We start from the raw sequence: 20,850 nt of genomic DNA, 5'->3' as shown, positions 1-20,850 counted from the left end.
GAAAAAAGACGCACGGGAGTCATTCCTGTTGCGTCTTTCTGTTTCCATAGATTGATTCTCATTAATCGTCATCATTATATGATATAATTTCTCACTGAGAGTACAGAAATGGAGAGCAAGAACGGCTTGATCCAGCTACTCCATAGCTGCCCCTATTTGTGACCTACTGCTCAGATGAAAACTTCCAAGGGAGCACTGATTTTTAGGATATAGAGTTGCACGCAGATAAAATTATTTATTATGGGAGTTGTCTAACGAATCATGAATAAAAAAGAAGTCGCGCATATACGCAAGCAGTTTAAACTCGATCACGATCTACTGAATATTTACGATATTCTCAACGTGTATATTACGAAGGAAACCAATGAGGTCTATCACTGGGAGCGTCACCCGTTCGAACTGGTGGATAGAGAGAAGCAGGAGCTGTACATGGGCAATTTCAAAAAATTGCTGACAGGTGATTTGGATCAGAAGTTATTCGAATTGAAGTTCCAGGAAGCGGCGGAGGACCCGGCTCAGGTACTGCTTCACCAGGCTCTGGTAACAGGTGATCCGGATGAATGGCAGGATCTGATGTTACTGCTCGTGGATCGAATGTTGGTGGATACGAAGTTTGAGCGGGATATGGTAGCTACGTTCGTGCGTGGACAGTATTATCTGCCGACCAAGGCTAGAAACGAAGCTACGGAAGAGAGTGAGAAGAATGAGGTGTTCGCCCATCCGTTCATTCTGTGCAGCGTAAATTCCACGGAGAAACAGCGGAAGACACTCTTGTTTGATTACGTGGAGAGAGAATTCAAATACAACATTATTGTAGATCCGATTATCAAATTAAGCACGCCAGAGCAAGGGTTCCTGTACCCTAGCGTGACGGACAACTACTCCGATGTGAATCGTGTACTGTATTGTACAGGGAAATCTAATTTCCCAGATCCGCATTTTGTTGAAAATGTACTGAATGGAGAAAGATCCGTTACCGCACTAGAAGAACGGGCGATCTTCGAAGATATCGTCAAGGAAGTGGCCGGTGAACAGCTAGATTCAGCCACCATTGCACATGTATATGAGGAGATCAACCGGGTCATCGAGATTAACGAAGAGTCCCATGAGGAAGAACCTCCGAAGCTGGATTATAAAGATCTGGAACGTGTACTGACCGCAAGTGGTATAGAGGATCTGACAACAGAGAAAGTAGAACGTGCCTTCGAAACCATCGTTGATAACAAGAACTATGAGATGAAGGCAACCAGTGTTATGCCGAAGTTCACGTCCAAGTCCATTAAGATTGAGACCAAGGTTGCTACGATTTCGGTTAGCCCGCAAGACCTGAGATATGTGAAGCAGGTGAATTATCAAGGCAGACGTTGCATCATGATTGAAGTGGACGAAGATGTCGTGATTGAAGGCTTTACCCTTAATACAGAAAAACTTATAAATGAGTAATTGATTCTAGATCATGAAGATGAAGATGTAAAATAATCCTGCAAGGACGAATAAACGTCCATTTATTGCAAAAAGCCCAAGCCAAAAGCAACAGTGAACTGCTCCTGTCATAGTAGACCGTAGAAGACTACGATGGGAGCAGTTCATTATCGCCAAGGCATGGGCTTTTTTGCTGTTTCATGACTGTCGCAGCAGTTGTTTGATATCCGCTGCCGGACTGGAGCCAAGCTCCTCTTTGAGCAATTCCTCCAGCACCAGATACTGTCGCTGCGCTTCGGTTCTTCGTCCAAGCGACAGATACAACAGGATGATCTCGCGATGAATATCTTCCCGAATCGAATCAATCTGGAGGATACGTTCAAAATAATACAGCGCCCGTAACGGCTCGCCTGCCTTCGCGTGATAGTGGGCCGCAGTTTCCATCGTCATGATGAAATCCAGCTCCAGCTGTCTGGACCAAGCGAAAGCCCACTCATAATGCCTTCCTTTCAGAAGTTCACCCGTATACAACGTATCCATCCGCTCGAAGAGCTCGGGGCGATGTGCCGAGGCCTGACGCATCTGCCGGAACAAAGTCTCGAACTCGTACAGATCACAGTTAATCGCTTCCCGGTCGATACGGATACCGTTTCTGTCCTTGAGAATGATCGGCACGTCACTGTTATCACCGATGGCACGTCGCACGTAGTACAGTGTGGAATTGATGTTGGTCCAGGCTTTCTGCGGACTGAGGTCCTTCCACAACGTATCGGCCAAGGCATCGCGGGTGGTTGATTTGGTATACAGCAAGAATGCAAGTAACTCTTCGGTTTTGGGCGTTCTAAGCTTGATGGGACTGTCTGCTCCGGCACCGCCAAACACGGTGAATTCACCGAACAGACGAACGTTCAGTTTGGGTCCAGGCACCGCTGGTTCAGGTGTTGTCACGGACTTGTGAAGCTTTTCCTGCAACCGTTTGATGCTGCGGTTCAGTCGCTCAGCCGTGACCGGCTTGATGACGTAATCGATGACCTCTTTGTCGAAGGCCTGCACCGCATATTCCTCATAACCGGTCACCAGCACGATTGGAAGCGAAGGATGATGTTTACGCAGTTCACCAATGAGTTGCATACCCGAGATGCGAGGCATCGTAATGTCCAGAAATGCCGCATCGAAGCTATTCTCTGCCGCATATTCACAGGCTTCCTCCGGGTCATGAAACGCACGAGATACCTTGACTTCTCCGCTTTCTGTCAAAATGCGATTCAGTCGCTTCAGCGACAAATCCTCATCGTCCACGATGATGACTTTCATCTTCATGTTTCATAACCTCCGTTCCCATCTGTGCTTAGACGTTGATTTGGAAGATCAAATGTAATCCGCGTTCCCTCGCCGTCCAGACTTTCCATCTGAAGGTGTCTGCCATACAGCAGGTTCAACCGGCTGGAAATATTCCATAGTCCAACGCCGTTACTGCCGTCCGTGGATTGCCGAATTTCGTCCATCCGTTGCTTGGTTATGCCGATTCCGTTGTCCTCGATGGTGAACCGTGTTTCCGTATCATTCAGATTGCGGATAGACAACATGACCCGACCACCGCGAATGCTGGACATCAGCCCATGCCGAATCGCGTTTTCGATCAGGGGCTGTAACGTGAGCGGTGGAATGTCCATATTCCGGTTCACGTCCGCATCCACATCGATAATGACCTCCAACCTTGAGCCAAAACGGGCTTGCTCTATGGCTACATATGCCTCGATCATCTCCAGTTCGTTCATCAGGCTAGTTTTTGAGTCGAGATGTTTAAAGTGCACACTCCGCCGTAAGTAACTCGATAATTGCAAAATCAATTGTTCTGCCCGATTCGGCGCATCCACACACAATTCGGCAATGGCGTTCAGGGCGTTATACAGAAAGTGTGGGTTCATCTGAGACCGCAAAAAAGATATTTCCGCATCTCGCGCAGCTTGCACGGATGTTTTCATCCGAGTCAAACCGCCGATCCGTGCCAGCAGTTCCTCCGATTCGAACGGCTTGGATACAAAATCATTGGCGCCTTTCTCCAAGGCCAGCTTCAATTGATTAGCTTTATTACTCGCCGTCAGCATGAGTACAGGCAACTCGGAAGGAGAGAAGCGCTCCCTGATTCGTTCCAGCAATTCGTAACCCGACATGTCGGGCATCATGATATCAGCAATGACGAGATGTACGGCGGGAAGCTGGTCGAGCAGTTCCAGTACGGAAGGGGAACGTGCAGTTACCGCGTAACTGTATCCTTCCAGCTTCAAGAGATTCACTATTGTCTGCAAATTAGCCGAGTCGTCATCCACAACGATGATCCATTCGTCTTTATTCCCTTGTACAATCGTTGGTTCTTCGAATCGGAGTAGCCGATTACCAGAACCTGTAGGAGCGATGGTAAGCGGCATGACGTTAGATCGTTTCTCACCTTTGCCATCTGCCAGTGGAAAAGTCAGGATGAACGTGGCACCCATGCCGGGTGCTGATTCCGCATGAATGGTTCCCCCATGCAGCTCGACCAGCTTGCGCGTAATGCTTAGTCCCAGACCGGTGCCTCCAGCAACGACTGGTCCCGTATCCGCTTCCTGCTCGAACGGCAGGAAGATGTGCTCCAGTTTGTCCGTACCGATACCACGACCGGTATCCACAATGCGTATTTCCGCTTTGCCTTGCACAACCGCAGCTTTGATGCTTACCGTGCCACGTTCCGTGAACTTAACGGCATTGCCGATCAGATTATGCAAAATCTGAATCAGTCGGTTGCCGTCTGCATAGATCGGCGGGAAATGCGCCGGGATGCGGTTGATAAGCTCCACCTTTTTCGCGCCAAGCAGGAAGGAGTGCATACGCATGACCGATTCGACAAACGAGTACAGATCGGTCGAAGACCGGTGGAGCGGGATGTCGCCATGTTTCATTTTCGAATAATCCAGCAATTCATCGACCAGATAGGTTAATCGTCTGCCACTTCCCGTCACGATCGCCAGATTGTGCGCTTGCTCATCGGTAAGGGGACCTTCTGCGCCTTTAAGCAGGCTTTCACTGATGTTAACAATCGCGTTCAGCGGTGTTTTGAGCTCATGCGAAGTATTGGACAGGAAGTCGTCCTTCACCTTGTCCAGCAAGAGCAACTGATCTTTGAGGGTGCGGACCGTACGATAGGCCTCGAAGAACCGAAGCACCGCTAGAAACAGCATCAGGATGCTGAACAGGACAATGGAAGCCTGCCCGATATTCATATTTTCCTTGAGCGAGATCGAGAAGAGATTAATGTCCAGACAATACAGCATGATGCTTAAGAGAGCTGCGTACCACAGAAAAGTAGACAGCCGTTCGCCCTTCTCACTAGTTAGGAACTGTTTTGCACATTGATACAGCAACCAGAGCAACATCAACGTGTACATAACGACGACGTAAGGCGCAGCCAGCCCGTAGATGGAAATAGGCAGGAGCGTGACCATACATAAGTAAGCTCCGAAGATGATCAGGATCAACGCCGTGAGCATACCGGACAGGATGCCTGTTTTGAATCGGTAGAAGTAAAAGGTTAACAGACCCAGACATGCCACAGAGCAGAAATCTTTTAATTTATAGAGTGTGCTAAAGGAGATTTCCGTGCCCGCCATCGATAACACACGTTCGCTGATCATGCCGTTATAGAGTGCATACAGCAGACAGATTAGACCAATCAGCAGCAGGGAGTCGTCCCTGTTTCGGTAGAGTGCAGACCCCAGGTAACTGATGAGGAATATGATCGAAATGGTACCCAGTACAGCAAGCGTGCCAAATTCGATAGCTGTGTTGAATTGATGTTTTTTCAGCATGGCTGCTTGTTCGCCAAAAAAGAGTGGACCCGGAATGCCAGAGTCCGTGTAATCGTAATTAGCCACCCGGATCAAAATCTCAATGTCACCGCCATGATAGGGGAAAAAGCCAATCTGGGGGGAGTTGCCTGGTCGGTAACCTGCGGATTTTGCCACGGCATGCCCGTCTTCCAGCAGCTTGTTGCCATTGATGTAGATTTCGCTAGCAAAACGGATGTTCATTTTTTTGATCGCCAGTGTTCCTTCAACAGGTGCATTACGCAGCACCAGTCGATACGTGGCGAAGCCGTGGGTTGGCAGTCGTTCACCATCCACTTTAAGTCGATTCCAGGAGCCGGGAACGGTTGCATAAGTGTCGGGTGCTTTCGTTGGACCAGCCTGATTCGATGTTGCAGATTCGTCAGGAAGCAATCGCTCCCAGTAAAATTCCCACTCCCCGTCCAGCTTGATCCGCTCGTCTTGTTCAGGGTCCCAGGCCGAGAGGTCCAGAACACCTTGACGGGCATGAAGCGCAGCAGATTGTGGTTCTCTGATCGTTGACAGCAGCAGTACTGTAATAGCGAGTAAAACAGTCAGGACAACGCCTGAAATTTTTAATAACACGAAATGCTGCTCCTTTAGAGATTGTTCAATCCTTTGGTAGCTTCGGACAAAATCTCTTGTATTCTATCGGCATTGTAGCGAATATCTCTGGGGGGCGCAATCACATTTCGACAAATTTTTTTCTGTTTATTGCTTGTTTATTGTGATCCATTATAATGCGGAAGCAAGATATGTCGAACGGACGCAGAAAAAGCATCAAAAGACCTATCTTTGCGCGACTATGGGCTGATGGAGTTGAGAGAAATGAAGAGGAGCATCACATCATGGCGTTTGCGGCGTCAGATGATTGGCTTGCTGGCTGTACTGATTGCTGTGGCATGTCTGAATGGATATACAGGTGTATCCGTTGCCAAAGCCGCTGGAACCGGACAAGTGGCCATATCGGGAGCTGAAAAAGTGTATCAGTCCGCGGCGCAAGCTGTCTTTTACTTGAAAGCGTATCGCAAGGACGGAACGCTCAAAACGGTAGGTACCGGTTTTCTCATCGGTAATGGTAGAGCACTTACAGCAGCCCATGTTGTGAAGGACGGGGTTTCTTTCGAAGCTGTATTTGAAGATGGTTCCATTGAAAAGATAACGGTTCTGAGCGCTGACATGGATACCGATGTGGCTATGCTGTCTGTGCAGAATAGTAAAAAACGTCCGGTCCTTACCCTCTCAGCGGACAAGCAGTCTGCAAGATATGGGCAACGATCGTTTGCCATCGGATACCCGCTAAAGGATGGCAAGATCATTACGGAGGGCATCGTGAATGCACCAACCGCCGAGGTGAACGATGTCATTCGCTTGCTGACTTCCGCGCAGGTGTCTGCGGGCATGTCGGGTGGTCCTTTGTTAAATGAAGAGGGTCGCGTGATCGGATTAATCTCCGGTTCGTTTCGGACAATGACTGGCATTCATATCTGTGTAACGATCGAAGATATTCGCAAGCTGATGAAGAAGTCGAATACATAACGGGGAAAAAGGGGAATCTCGCATGTTCAAAAAGTTATCAATCTGCCTGCTTGTTGCCTTGCTGACGTTGACGTCTGTGAGCTGGCCACACCTGCCGACCGTTTCCGCAGCTGCGGAGTACACGGATATTCTTATTCCGAATGGCGGCGGCAAAATCATCAATCGGGAAGACATGTCTTCCTGGAATAACAACGTGAAGAAGGACGAAGCGAACAGCTTTGGAATATTTGCTGGCAAGGCACAGGGCGTATCCACGGATTTGAAGAATGTAAAATCATTGGGACCGAGTTACATGACTTTTGAAAAGGGTTTTGCAATGGATACAAGATTCAGCGGAACGATTAACGTTCAATCCAATCCCGTCTTGAAGCGCCTGGCTGAAAGCGGTGATGCCAAAATGCTATTGAAAATCAAACGTCTTACAGGATCCTGGACAATGGCAGCTAGTTTGGATGTTTCCGTTAATGGAGGTTCCAAATATAGGCAGGGTGCAATGCAATCAGGGGCCTCCGCAAATTCGTCATGGATTTCATTTGGCGCTAATGATACCATTCAAATTTCGATTACGGGGTTTACGATAGAGAACATCGACGACATTGAACTCTATTTCGCGGATATCACACCCCCTACATACAACGGCAATACACTGACCCATACCGGTGCAGTTCGATTCAATGCTGATCCGGCGGTACAAAAGAATGAATTGTTCCTAAAGCAAGGGAGCAACCTCAACCTTGCGCTGAACTTCAGCGAGCCGGTGTTTCCTGATTTTGCAGAGCTTGCCTCTGACCGAATTGATGGCAAATTCAGCTTCATGCGTACCGAACTGTTCAGTAATCCGGGTGGAGACGGCTTCGATCCTTCCGTTTATTATCTAACAAGCGCAGATAGCGGATACAGTGACTTTTCGCAGGGTGGACTGGATCGGAACATTCATGCACGCTCCACTTTTAACCTCCGATATCAGGCTGCGTTAAATGATAGCACAGGCAACATTCCTATTGATCCGAAGCGCCTGATCGCGCCCTCCGAGGAGGACCGTCCAACATTGCTGGAACGGATGAATGCAGCGGGCTTTATCGATGGCGCGGGTAATCCCGTTGCCGCTTTTAACGGCATTGGAACAGTTCCTTTTGCCGATAACGCGAACCCGAGTGGTACGTTCCGTACCATTATCGACGCGCGAGTACCGCAGTACTCAGCATCTCGCAACGGCGTACAGCCTGAAGTACTTACGGGACTTGTGCTGAACAAGGGCGACGTTGTTGATTTTACCGTGTACCTTAACGAACAGGTGATCAGCGCGTTTACTCCGACCGAGGATACACGACTCAAGTTTACCAATGGCTTGACCGCAGCATATGTTGGCGGCCAGAACACAAATACATGGACGTTCCGTATGACGGTTCCAGATGGCAAGAGCATCGAAACGTCATTGCTGGAGACGGCTGCCTTGGAGCATGCCAGTAATCCTGGCGACGGGAAGGCTCTGACGGACTACGCTGGTAACGTGCTTACTGAGCCAGTCAAAAAGATTGATTGGGCTGGATTGTCTGTGGACAACACGGCACCTGAAGTGAATTTTGTTTATGAGAATCAGGACGGAGAAGTCATTCCCGAAGGGCAATACGTGGGAAATGGATCATTCACGATTAATGCGTTCGATCCCGACTTAAACGGCCAGACGAGCAAAGGATTGTTCCGTCCAGGCAGTGGTTCAGGGCTCGTGTATTATGTGCTGAACCAGAGTCCGAATGATCCCTTCGCTGGGCAAAACGACAACTTTGCCGCTGTGAAACGGTATTCCCTGACACAGAAGCAGCCTTCCGATGAACTGTATACATCTGGTTTCCAGGATGTTGTATTGTCTACCGGACAGAATGGCGTGACAGTAGAACTACCTGATGACGGCAAAGATTTGAACGGGAACTGGTACTTGCATACATGGACTGCGGATATGAGTTGGGACTCGGCACGTCAGCGGATGCAATACGACAAAGGCAGCAACGAACGTGCGGCTTACCTTGCCCAACATCCAGATGCAACACCTGCTGAGTTAGAGGAATATTATCGCTCAAGTATATTGCCAAATCTGTCCGATTACGGCAATACGACGCAGTGGCCTTTGGCCGATTTCAAACAGGATGATTCCAATTGGTCGTACCATGTCGGCCTGTTGAAAATTGATAATGACGATCCAACCGTCGAAGTTGCAAACATCGTGGACAATAACTCCGACAATGTGAAGATTACGGTTAAGGCCACTGATCCGACTTCTTCTATTAAAAATAACAACGTGCAATACCAGTTCGTGGCAGCGGGCAAGAGCCCTGTCGCTTCCGGGTGGCAGGATGCCGAGCTGAACGCACAAGGTGAAGCTGAGATATCAACATTGAATGATCCGGCGATCTCCAAAGGCGGACAATACGAGCTGCATGCCAAAGCCGAGGATGTGGCGGGCCATTCAGCCACCGCCGATCCCAAAGCGGTCGATGTGCTTGTTATCTCAACCAAGTTCAAAGCCTATCCGGGTACCTATGCGATTAATGACGGACCCGACTTCACCGTAGCCGGTGTTCCGATCGATACGATTGAATATCAATACAGTGAAAGCTCTGAACGTCCTGTGGGCAACAGCAAATGGATTGCTTTTGAGAATGCACCGAAGGAAACAAAGCTTGGGGAAGTACCCGCCGAGCGCTACAGCTTCCCTGCCGACAAAACGTTGAACGGGACCTGGTACGCCCATGTGCGCATCAAGCAGCAGGATACCGGACGTTTTTACTACTATTATCAGGAGTACAAATTCGACCATCTGCCACCTGTTACGAAATTTGGTTCGCAGGGATACTTGTATCCGATGCCAGAGCAGACGGTACAGATTGATGTGTCTGACACGTTGGTGGACTTTAACGGTGTAGCAGCCAAGAACATTCGTTACCAATGGATCAAAGTGGTTGACGGGCAAGACGAGAAGGAACCAGATCCGGAAGGCAAGGGCTGGAGCGTGTCCCCTGCGGATCGTTTGATCACATTGCAGGTAGACAACAAAAAGGACAACGGTAATTACCGTCTGTACGTCCAGGCCAGCGATAGCCTGGGTAACAGTAAGCTTTACCACACAAGTGGTCTGTTCTCCGTGTTTTATTTGAGCAGTGAACCACCTGTTGGTAGCGCGCGTTTGATTCGGACAGAAGGTCCAGGAGATGACGGGTACACCGCCATTATGGAACTGACGATTGATGTGCCAGCACAGGAAGGGTACTTCTATTCCGTTTCCACCAACGGCGGAGACAATTGGAGCACTTGGCTGCCGTATACGAACTATGTCGGCGTTCCTGTTGGTACGAATGATTCGGGACAACTCAAGTCACAGGTTCGTGTCAAATTCAAAGGTTACTACGACAACATCAGCGATATCGTAACACCTGAGATCGAGCTTCAGGATGCCCCTGCATATGGGCTTGCTTCATTGGAGCAGATCATGCCGGTTCGCGGAGGCGAGAAGTTGCAGGATGGTGGGCAGAACGAAGGACAAGAGATCCTGTTCGACCTCGTTGATGGCAAAACCGTGAAGCCAACAAACAGCAACCCGGAAATGCCGGAAACGCTGGAGGCGAATAAACGGTTCAAAATATACCGCAACGGAAGCTACTCCTTCACCGTGAAGGATGGCAGCAATACAGCAACCGTGTTCATCGTCGTCTCCAACTTCGATGATACTCCGCCAATGGTGAATGCGAAGTATTCCACGATTGCGGCAACGAATAGCACAGTTAAAGTAAGTCTGCAATCGAGTGAACCGATCCGCATCACGAATCTGCCAACGTCGTCCAAAACGTTCCGCGAGAACGGAGAATTCACGTTTGAGTACGAAGATGCGGTTGGCTTTACAGGCAGTGTGATAGCAACGGTGAGCAACATTGATACCACGCCGCCGGAAGCAGATATTGTCATGCACTACAATCATCCCGATCTCAAAGCGTTGATTCGTTACGGTAGTGGTACTGCTGTCGTGGATAGCGCGGGTGATGGATACAACGCAAACGGAGAATTTACTCATTTCGCAACACCGACAACAAGTAATGTGATCGCGTCTAATCTGATTGTGGCGCAAGTGCTGCCGAAACAGGGACAAGTTCAGGATTACCAGGTGGTGTCCAATAGCTCGGGGACGAACCAATCTTCATTGGTCATGACTTCGGGCAGTAAAGCACGCTTCTCATTGGCAGATGCCGCAGGGAACAATGCAAAGCTGGAGTCCGATGCGATTACAACACTCGTTGGATCGATCCCGGCTGTAGAAGAGATTACGATGGTTCGAGTAGACAATGACGGACAGACCATCGATGACAGCAAGCTGGTGCAGATCGGCGATCAAGCCTACTCCAAAGGCAAAGTGCGTGTAGGTCTTGTGATGCCATCATCTGTAGTGGAAGGCAATACGATCTATGCGGGGGCAACCCCGGTAGCAAACTTTAGCGCCGACTACGCCAGCAATGGCGAGCATTCGATTTTACTTTCAGACGTACTTGGTAACAAGAAACAGGTCAACTTTACGATTGCGGGTCTGGATAACACGGCACCAACGATCCGTCTGAACAAAGCTTCCACAACGGTTCTGCAAAACAAACCAGGCTTCGATCTGGTCACCGATCTGGGTGGATACACAGTGAGTGACAATCTCACATCTGCGGAGCAGATTCAGGTGACGGCTGCGGAATATGTTCTGGAAGGCGGACAATACGTGGAGAAACCTCTGAACCTGACGGTGACGGGTAAACACACCATTCGTTACACCGCGAAGGACCAGCTCGGCAATGCAGGCTACGCGCTCCAAACGGTGTTTGTTCGTTCGACAGATGGCATGTTTGTTACGGCCAATGGCATTCCGTTGTCGGATACCGAATCCGAAACAGCAATCGTGAATACAGGTACAGTCACGTTCAATGTGAACAACTTCCGTACGATCGAGACCGCTGGCGGAACCAAGCTGGAGAACGAACTCGGCACGTACGACATTTATTATTTCCCGGGTCTGGTGCGCGAAGGACAGATGAAATACATCGCCACCCGAGTGACCTATAAAGAACTGATCAGCAAAGACTTCAAGGTTACACTGCCCAAAGCAGGATGGTACACCATCATTGTGCAAAATCAGGAGCGCGAACGCGTATACTCCACGCTGCTTGTTAATCGGGCCAATTAGAGAAACGGAAGGGGTTCACCCATGCGACGGAACAAAATCATTCGGATAATCGCAACGTTGATGGCCATGGTCATGCTGATCAGCGTCTTGCCAATTCACATCGCGGTAGCAGCCGTTTCCTCAGCGGGAACGACATCCATTAAGAACGGGTTTATCAAGGTAACAGTGGACAATGCAAGTGGGCGCTTTAGTATTCGTACAGAAGATGGCCAGCCAATCCGCAAAAAGGATAACGGTGTGGATATGATCTTTGGTGGAGATAACCCGGAGACGTCGTTCACAACGTTCCGTATTAACGGAACGGATCTGATCTTTGGTAATCCGTACAAAATGGCACCGAACTGGACCTCGGAGGTTACACCTCCGAAGGTCGTAACGGGTAATGACGGTACTCAAAGTCTCTTGACCGTATGGACCGTTCAAGGTATTCGCATTAGCCAAGTCATCACTTTGCTGTTGAAGGAAGACAAGGATCAGGGCGGAAATGCCCGTGTTCAATATGTGGTGGAGAATACGACAAATGCCAAGGTAGAGATCGGGTCACGTGTATTACTGGACACGTCGGTCGGTGGCAATGACGGCCCGGCCTTCCAGATCGGGCAGAATTATTCCGTTCCACTTACGGTGGAGCGCAAACTGGTTCACGAGCCAGAGAAACTCGGTTACGACAAAAACGTGGACGAGCAGGCATACAATCTGCATAAACTGCCACCTTACTGGGTGATGCGGGACAAGCTTGATCTAAGCAATCCGCTGGCGACAAATGTCATTGCTTATGGATTTAACAACTTGTTCGAGGGCGGTATTAACATCGTTGATGAAATGGTGGTAGGCCATTGGGCCAATCTTGCCGGAACGAAATGGGAATATGAACCGGACGAGAATCTTGATTTTACGCAGGATACAAATGATTACGGTACAGCCGATACGGCCGTGGCTTTCTATTGGGAGCCTGATACGGTTCAAGCTGGCGCCCAGCACTCGTATGAACTGGTGTACGGTTTGGGAGAGATTGTATCCCCAGAGAAGGTATTTGATGTTCGTTTCCTGGATCCAACGCAGAAATTGGAGACCAATGAGGAAGAGACAGGTTACGTTAACGACGGCGTGTTCGAAGTGAACACGGAGATCGAGAACCTGGAGATGTTCAACACAAACCATAGCCAGATTGATGTGACTCTGACACTGGAGAAAGGTCTGAGCTTTGTGGATGAGAATGGGAAGGAACTCAATGCAACAAGCCAGAAGCTTACCTTCCGCAAGGATGTTCCGCCGGAACAAGCTGCACAGGGCATTGAATTCATTCCGTATAAACCGGGCGAGGTCGTCGCAGCCAAATGGCGAGTGAAGGGTACAGGCAAAGCCTGGCCTTCAACGCGCCAGTATATGGTGACGGTGAGCAGCCCGGAGACAGAGAAAAAGCTGGAGACAGCTGCTCAAGAGAGTGAGGGACTTCCGGAATCGGAAATTCGTGCAATCTATGAATCGTCAAGAGCAGGTTTTATTTTCCTGCCACCGGTCGGTGAATTAAGAGAGACATTGGTCTACGCCATGTCACCGGAGGAAGCGTACAGCAAGGACGAGAAGTACATCACGCTGAACGTGTCCAATATCGCTGCCTACAATGTTGGCAATGAAGCAACGTCAACCGTTGCCAACTTTGACATGTATCTGGTGAACTTGAAGAACGGGGATCGTTACAAAGTGCCGGTGACCCGATCTGTAACATCCCAGCCGCTTGGAAACGGGTTCGCGGGAGATTTGAAGCTGGTATATCGTGGCGGGGAAAAGGTGAATGCGGATGGCACAACGCTCGAAGTGCTGAACGACGCGATCTTGCCACTTGGTGAATATGCCGTGCAAGTGGACTATCGGGACAAGTCAATTCCCGAGATGGCTGAAGCGCTGAGCTTCAAGACAGACCAGACCTTTGCCATAACTGAGAACGAAGAGAACCGGGTTCGCAAAGCCGGCATTCTCGCTGTATATAAAACCAAACTGGACCTAAATGCAGGTGCTGGTGAGAAAGCGACGTTTGCCAGTGTGCTGCCATGGACGTACGGTAACCTGACGGACGCGCAGTTTAAAACGAAGTTGGATCAGGATCGGGCGAGACTAACTGCTGCCAAGCAGGAAATGGTAGCAGCATCACGCAAACTGGACCCTGCTCTGGATGTAGCTGGAGCCATCGATGCATCGGCTTCGCCGGTATATGCGGTCCAGACGTTCGAAAATGAAGCGGCATTCGAAACGTTCAAAAAAGGACTTGATGATGATACCGAGCAGGAGGTTGTTCTGGAAGTGCGCGGTAAGATCGTGCAGTCCGGTACGGGGGCAAACGCCCAGTACACGGTTCAATCGGATACAGAACCTGCGATTCTCAACAAGAGTGTAGCTTACAGCGGGAAAGACCTCACCATTTCAACAGGGAACTTCCCGCTCGCCAAAGATTTGAGAGCCAATACGGACACGCCGTTCTTGCAAACCCTCTTTGTGGGTGGCGACGGTACCCTAAGTGTGGCGAACAGCGGGTTCGTATTCCATTCCGGCGAATGGACCGTTGATTTCTACAACGGATTCGATAAGTCACTCGGAACGGAATCAAAGCTGACGGATGAAGAGCAGGCATGGGAGGAAGGACGCAATCCGGAAGACCCTACCCTGAACGGAACCCTGACTTGGGCTAACGGTATGCTGGGCGATGCGCTCAATCCATATCGCAATCTGCTTGTCTCCTATGTGTACTTTAATAAACACACATTGTTTTCAACACCTACCTTCTCGCTGAATGGCTTTGGGTTGAAACTCAATGACTTTGTACTGCGGCAGGATGGGGTGTCCTTCGGTGGTGCAATGAAGATGTTTATTGTAAACGGGGAAGTAAGCAACGTTATGTTCAACCAATCGGGCTTTGTAGGTATTGATTCCTCACTGGCGTTTGAACTGGATAATAGAATTGGTTTGTTCAAACCGGACTCTGAGGATAGCGTAAAAGGTGGTATCAATGTTACGCACTATAAAGACCCGAACAAGTACGGCGTCATGAATTCGTACGGCGTTAACTTTGAGGCGAAACTGGAAAACTTGTTCTCCATTAGTGCGGAACTTGCCTTTAAACGCGTTCCCGACGGACGGATTATTCCAGACGTCATTGCTTTTGGATCGGACCTTCCTGATCCGGGCATCATGATCAATCCAGCTACCAAAATCTCAAGTATTCGCGGCGCAATCCGTGAACTTGCGATGACGATTGCGGGTGGTACCGAGCGCTTGCCACTGACGCTGGAGGCAGGCATCGATATGGAGCTGGGACAGAAGCCAGCTGTTTTCTCAGGAAGTGTAGACCTGACACTCAAAGCTACCGGATTCAAAGTGGTGGGCAAACTCGGCTTCGGTGAAGGCAGCAAAGTCATTCCGATGCTGACCGAAGCACTGGTTCAAACCCAATGGGCCAGTCCAATGTTTATTCGTGCGCGGGCACAGATTGATGTTGGTGGTTGGGATATCATTGTGGGCAGTGCCAGCCTGTTTATCGGCGAGAACCTGGAGAAGGGCCGAGTCGATTTTGAAGGCATGGTCAGCTCCAAAATACAAATTCCAAGTTCAGTGCCGGTTGTCGGCGGTTTGGGATTTGGAACCCGTGCAGGCGTTAATAACGATGAACTGTGGGCAGGAATCTCCTTGTTATTCCTCACCCTGGGCATCAAATATTACTGGGGCGGCGGCATCTCATTCATGACCGATGGATCGGCTTTGGATAACGAGGCGCTCGCACATCTGGCAATTAATGATCCGGAGCAGGGACCGCGCCTGTTACAGATCGGAACAGGTATAGAGACGCTTGCGACATCATGGGAAAATGAGGAGCCTGAGCGTTACGAGATTAGATATACCGCCGTTGGGGACGGTATCGATATGATCGAGGATAGTTCGCAAAATCTCGGCATTGGCGGCATTCGCACGTCCAATGGAGGGAAAACACATGTGATCCCGATGAGTGGAGTGACAGGGGATGCGCTCCTTGAATTGGAGTATTTCACAACAACCAGACCTACTCTGACGCTGAAACGTGACGACGGAAGCACGTATGATATCGTGTACGGAGAAGCAACGGATCGGAACGCAACGGCGTTTGAACAGATTATCAAAGCACCTAAAGAGGGTGATCTGAAGAGCGATGGTACAACAGTGACCAAAAAAGAAGAGCTTCAGGGCACCGATATTCGTCGGATCTATGTCGCTATTCCACAGGAAGACGCAAAAACGGGAAGTTGGACGCTGACGTCCAGTCAATCGGTCAAGTCCAAGCTGATGAACATTCCGGTACTTCCGGAACTGTCTTCGACGGAACTTGCGATAGATACACAGGATGCGGACCAATTCACAGCAACCTGGACCGTGGATAACGCTTCGCCTGGAGATACGGTTGATCTGTATCTGTCTTCGGACCGTTTGCAGGCCACACCTACACCGGACGAATCCATTGATCCAGGGATCATGATTGCCAAAGGCATCGAGATCGAAAGTGCCGATATTGGTGCTGACGGTCGTGCATCAGGCGAGATGACCTTTGACGTGAAACAGATTGCGTACCTCGGCGGAGTAGACCTTCGTGGTTTGCTGCAACAAGGGACATATTATCTGCGTACGGAACTGAAAACGGATATGGCATTCTCTGTCTTGTCTTCACAAGAAGGGTACACGCTCGTAGATCCGTTTGCTCCCAACGCCGTGCCGGTAGTGGAAACGAGAAGCATCGGTAACGGGCAGTTTGAGGTCGCTTTTCCAGCAATCACCAAAACAGCCGAAGAAGAAGCGGAGGAGTTCACTTACATCCTGACCGCATCGGATGAGCAAGGACATCTGTATGATCCGTTCGGCGAAGAAGGATACAGTGAATCCGAATTGAAAACCACGCTCAAGGATGGCAAGTATCATGTCACCGTAGGTGGATGGAATGCACTAGGAACGCCTAAGCTGGGTGCGGACGGCAAAGTGCAGCGCAATGCAGACGGCACCATTGCCATGGAGGATAAAGAGGTACGCCATTCCGGACTGGAGCCGGGCAAATCGTATCGCATCGGCGTTACGGTCGCACGCCAACCGGCTTCCGATGAGCAAGCGAATCTTCGTTTATCCACAACGACGTATAGCGGGTCGAAGCTGCTTCCTGCCCCTACAGGGCCAGTGCTTTCGCTCGATAACAAACAAGTGGTCAACAATAAATACGAGGTTATTACAAGTTCGAATCAGGTAACCGTGAACGTGGCTTCGAATCAGCCAAACGTGGTTGTAGAGGCTTCGACGGACGATGGTTCGATTGGCACTACTAACCTTGTAACAACAGACAAGCTGAAGTTCAACTTTGAGGTAGATGGTGTATACGCAGTCCAGCTCAAAGCTCGTAATACTAACACGGGGGATACGTCAGTTACAATGCTGTATGTGACGATTGATACGACGGCTCCGATGATCTATCTGGATTCGCCTTCACAAGGTGAACGGGCACAGGGAGGCGTTGCGCTCGTACAGGGTACAACGATGACCGACGCCCAAGTGACGGTAACGGATGCCGATAGTGATCAAGAATTGGCACAGTTCAAACCGGACGAGAACGGAGTCTTTAAATATGAGGTGCCGATTGATGCAAACCGCATGAAGACCCGTCTCCGAATTAAAACCGAGGACGCGGCAGGCAATGTGAACTCTGCCGTTGTTGAGGTGCTGAACGACGACTTCAAGCTGCCGCGCAGACTGAAACTGGTTATGCCGGAAGAACTTGTTGCTGGTGGAGAACAAGCTACGGTTCAGACTTATGTGGAGTATACGGATGGAACTCGTGAACTCGCAGACAACGACAGCATCACCTACAGTGTGGTTATGGGTGAAGCGAACGCAGCCGTTCAAGATGATGGCCTTCTCGACGGAAAACGTGTTGGAGCTGCTCTAATCCAGGCCGATTATACATGGCAAGGTACGGAACTCAGCACAACGGATATTGTATCCGTTGTTGCACCGAAGACGGGAGCTGCACCACCGGATTACATGGATACGATTAAAGCATCCACAATCGGAACGGGCAAAAAGGGAGAGACACGTGTCTCGATCAGTGCTGCCGGACACAAAGGCAACATGGTTGGCAGTGAACTGGCATACCGGATTTTCACGGAACAATTGCAAGTGATGCTGCCAACATTTGAACAGGATATCAGTGGATGGAACACGCTGCCTTCCGATAAAGTCATCAAAGCAAAACCAGGCGAGTGGGTTGTTATCGCCAAACGAACAACGAGTGAGCCAAAACTCACGACAGCATCCTCTGCTGCGGTGAAGGTGAATGAGCGGATCTCTTCAAGCGTGGAGCCAAGCGCGCCAAGCTCGGGTGGCAGTAAACCACCGGCATCCAATGTGCCTGTTGGTCCGTTGACGGTGGGTGGCGTAGCCATCGATAGTGCCGTTGGAGGTAAAGACATGAAGGTACCTCTGGAACTGGATGCAGTGCAGAAGGATGGATTGTTGCTGGTCGATGTTACGCCAGGCGTAAGTGGCCCAACTGTGGTTGCTCATCCTGTGCGAGAAGCGCTGCTTGATGCAGTCAAGCAAGGTCAGCGAATTCGTTTGCACGTTGCAGGCCAACTGGAGCAACTACGCTTCGAACTGGATGCGGATCTGATTAAACAACTCGCTGCCAAAGACATTTCGATGGATCTGGAAAGCGATTGGGGCAGCTACCGTTTGGATTGGAATGCCATCGATCTGAACGCACTTGAAGCAGCTTTCCCGACGCAAAAGGCCGAGGATATCAAAGTAAGCTTAAATGTAGGTAAACCGGATCAGGCATACGAACGGCTTGCTGCGAAGCTTGCCAGTGAGGGACGTACGATTCCAAGAGGAACCCCGGTTGCCTTCAACATGACGGCAAGTGACGGTACCAAGTCAATCGAGATTGGTAAACTTTTGAAAATGACAACCAAAGAACTGTACCTGCCGGAAGGAGAGGACGAGCGCTCCGTATCGACCGTGGTCGTTCTTGAGTCTGACGGCAGCTTGCGGCATGTGCCTACTCGCTTCGAAGTGCGGGAAGGCCGGATGGTTGCCATCGCAAGCAGTCTGACCAACAGCGTATACTTGCCGATTCGATATGACACTGCGTTTAGCGACATGAAGGGCCACTGGGCAAGCGAAGCAGTTCATGATCTGGCATCACGTCTGGTTGTGAATGGCGTGTCGTCTGCTCGTTATGAGCCTTCGCGTAGTATGACTCGGGCAGAGCTTGCTGCACTGATGGTGAGGGCCTTTGGCCTGAAACCAGACACAGGCGTAAGTTCACCATTCGCAGACGTTAAGGCAGCAGATTGGTACAACGATGTGGTGCAAACGGCAACTGCCTATGGCCTCATGACGGGCTACAGTGGTAATCGTTTCGGTCCGCAGGATGCCATGACACGTGAGCAAGTGATGGTCATGCTGATCCGTGCATACGAGATGGCAGGACATACTGCACCAGCTGCGAGTAGTACAGCTAGTAGTCTTGACAGCTATACTGATGCATCAACGTTGTCTGATTGGGCCAAAGACAGTGCCGCACAAGCGGTGAAGCTGGGTCTGATTCAAGGCAAATCGGCAACGACACTTGAGCCAAAAGCTCCGGTAACTCGTGCCGAGATGGCAACTCTTGTCCGCAGATTACTTGTGGAACTGGATTTGCTGTAAACATGAAGTTGTTGATTTGAACTGGAAAATCCCGAGAGTCATCATGACTTTCGGGATTTTTTGTATCTTTTTTATGAGCAGGGTTATCTCAATATACAAACGTGAATTCATACCCACCCCGTGAATTCCAATATTGAGGCTTTTGCAGACTGTGCTTCTGTATGAGCGCCTTTGCGCCAGGCTTTAGGCGATTCGCCCATCAGTTTGGCGAAGCAACGGTTAAAGCTGGAGATGGATCGGAAGCCGACCTGCTCAGAGATGGACAGAATGGAGGCCTCGGTGCTTTTTAATCGTTTGCATGCCTCTTCAATCCGGGTACTGTTCAGAAAATCAAGCGGCGTGGTTCCCATAATTTCATGGAACTTGCGGCGAAAATGCGTTGTACTCAGATGACACAGATCAGCGAGGTAATCTATGGTCACAGGCATCATATAGTTTTTGGTGATAAACTCCAGCACGGGTGAGATGACCAAGTCACCTTGGAGGTCTCTTTCCCGTTCGTGATCCTGAGATGACAAGCGTTCGCTGCTCGCATGAATTCGAAGCAGTTCGATATATAGAGACATCAACAAGCCGTACGCGCTCTCCCGATAGTAGGGGGACTGCTGCTTCATTTCTTCAACGATTGAAGTTGCGAGCATATGAATTTTGGGATGCTGTTCCTTATTCAGAATGCAATTGGTTCCCTGAATCGCCCATAGATTCGGTTCAATGTGAGTTTGTGCTGTTTTGAGCGAATGACGGAAGAGTTCTTCCGGTGAAAAAAAGATATAAGCCCACAGGCTGGCGTTATTAGGTGAACTGTATGTGGTATGTGGAAGATATCGGGGAATGAACGAGATGTCGCCTGCTCGAAAAGGCACAGATTCTCCCTTAATCTCCATGATGCCTCCATCTGAATAACAGATGCCAATCTCCATGTGGTTATGGAAATGAAGATGCTCACTCTTGATATCGGATATTCTCCAGCGGTCCCCACTGAGTAACAGGACAGGGAAATCAATGGGCAGGCTGTAGTGACGATATTCAATGACAGGTTTCTTCGGTTTGGGCATTTTCGAGGACTCCTATGTATAAATGATTGAAATTGCGCAGTTTTGTTAT

Annotated in this window: 7 protein-coding genes; 4 read left to right on the top strand and 3 right to left on the bottom strand. The window is 49.7% G+C overall.

What is annotated here, in order from left to right; translation table 11 throughout:
• Positions 1–261: 261 nt before the first annotated feature.
• Positions 262–1,443 carry a DUF4317 domain-containing protein gene (locus AC1DE7_RS23835; protein ID WP_036668338.1) on the top strand — a complete coding sequence of 394 codons (1,182 nt, stop codon included), beginning with the start codon at positions 262–264 and terminating at the stop codon, positions 1,441–1,443.
• Positions 1,444–1,620: 177 nt separating this feature from the next.
• Here the strand turns inward: AC1DE7_RS23835 and AC1DE7_RS23830 are convergent, their stop codons facing one another.
• Entirely contained in the window at positions 1,621–2,742 is a 1,122-nt protein-coding gene (locus tag AC1DE7_RS23830) for a response regulator (RefSeq protein ID WP_053061355.1), read from the bottom strand.
• The gene (locus tag AC1DE7_RS23825) at positions 2,739–5,870 is read right to left on the bottom strand and encodes an ATP-binding protein (protein WP_127546809.1); all 3,132 of its coding nucleotides are present in this window, start codon (positions 5,868–5,870) and stop codon (positions 2,739–2,741) included. The genes AC1DE7_RS23830 and AC1DE7_RS23825 overlap by 4 nt, the downstream gene beginning before the upstream one ends.
• Before the next feature lie 243 nt (positions 5,871–6,113).
• Here AC1DE7_RS23825 and AC1DE7_RS23820 point away from each other — a divergent pair, with 243 nt between their 5' ends.
• Genes AC1DE7_RS23820 through AC1DE7_RS23810 form a run of 3 tightly spaced genes read left to right on the top strand, consistent with a single transcriptional unit; the run spans position 6,114 to position 19,746 of the window.
• Positions 6,114–6,824, top strand: a complete 711-nt coding sequence (locus AC1DE7_RS23820) for a S1 family peptidase (protein ID WP_282319395.1) — start codon at positions 6,114–6,116, stop codon at positions 6,822–6,824.
• Positions 6,825–6,846: 22 nt separating this feature from the next.
• Complete coding sequence (locus AC1DE7_RS23815; protein WP_477535317.1) at positions 6,847–12,033, top strand: hypothetical protein; 5,187 nt, start codon at positions 6,847–6,849, stop codon at positions 12,031–12,033.
• 21 nt (positions 12,034–12,054) lie between these two features.
• Complete coding sequence (locus AC1DE7_RS23810; protein WP_477535316.1) at positions 12,055–19,746, top strand: S-layer homology domain-containing protein; 7,692 nt, start codon at positions 12,055–12,057, stop codon at positions 19,744–19,746.
• A 107-nt stretch (positions 19,747–19,853) separates the two neighbouring features.
• On the opposite strand, the gene AC1DE7_RS23805 is transcribed toward AC1DE7_RS23810, so the two are convergent.
• Positions 19,854–20,801 (bottom strand): AraC family transcriptional regulator, encoded by a 948-nt coding sequence (locus tag AC1DE7_RS23805; protein ID WP_101314773.1) that lies wholly within the window; start codon positions 20,799–20,801, stop codon positions 19,854–19,856.
• Positions 20,802–20,850 lie beyond the last annotated feature (49 nt).

The sequence above is a fragment of the Paenibacillus sp. 10L310 genome (assembly GCF_056395745.1).
The sequence above is the reverse complement of the archived record's forward strand: the minus strand, read 5'-3'. Positions and strand labels throughout refer to the sequence as shown.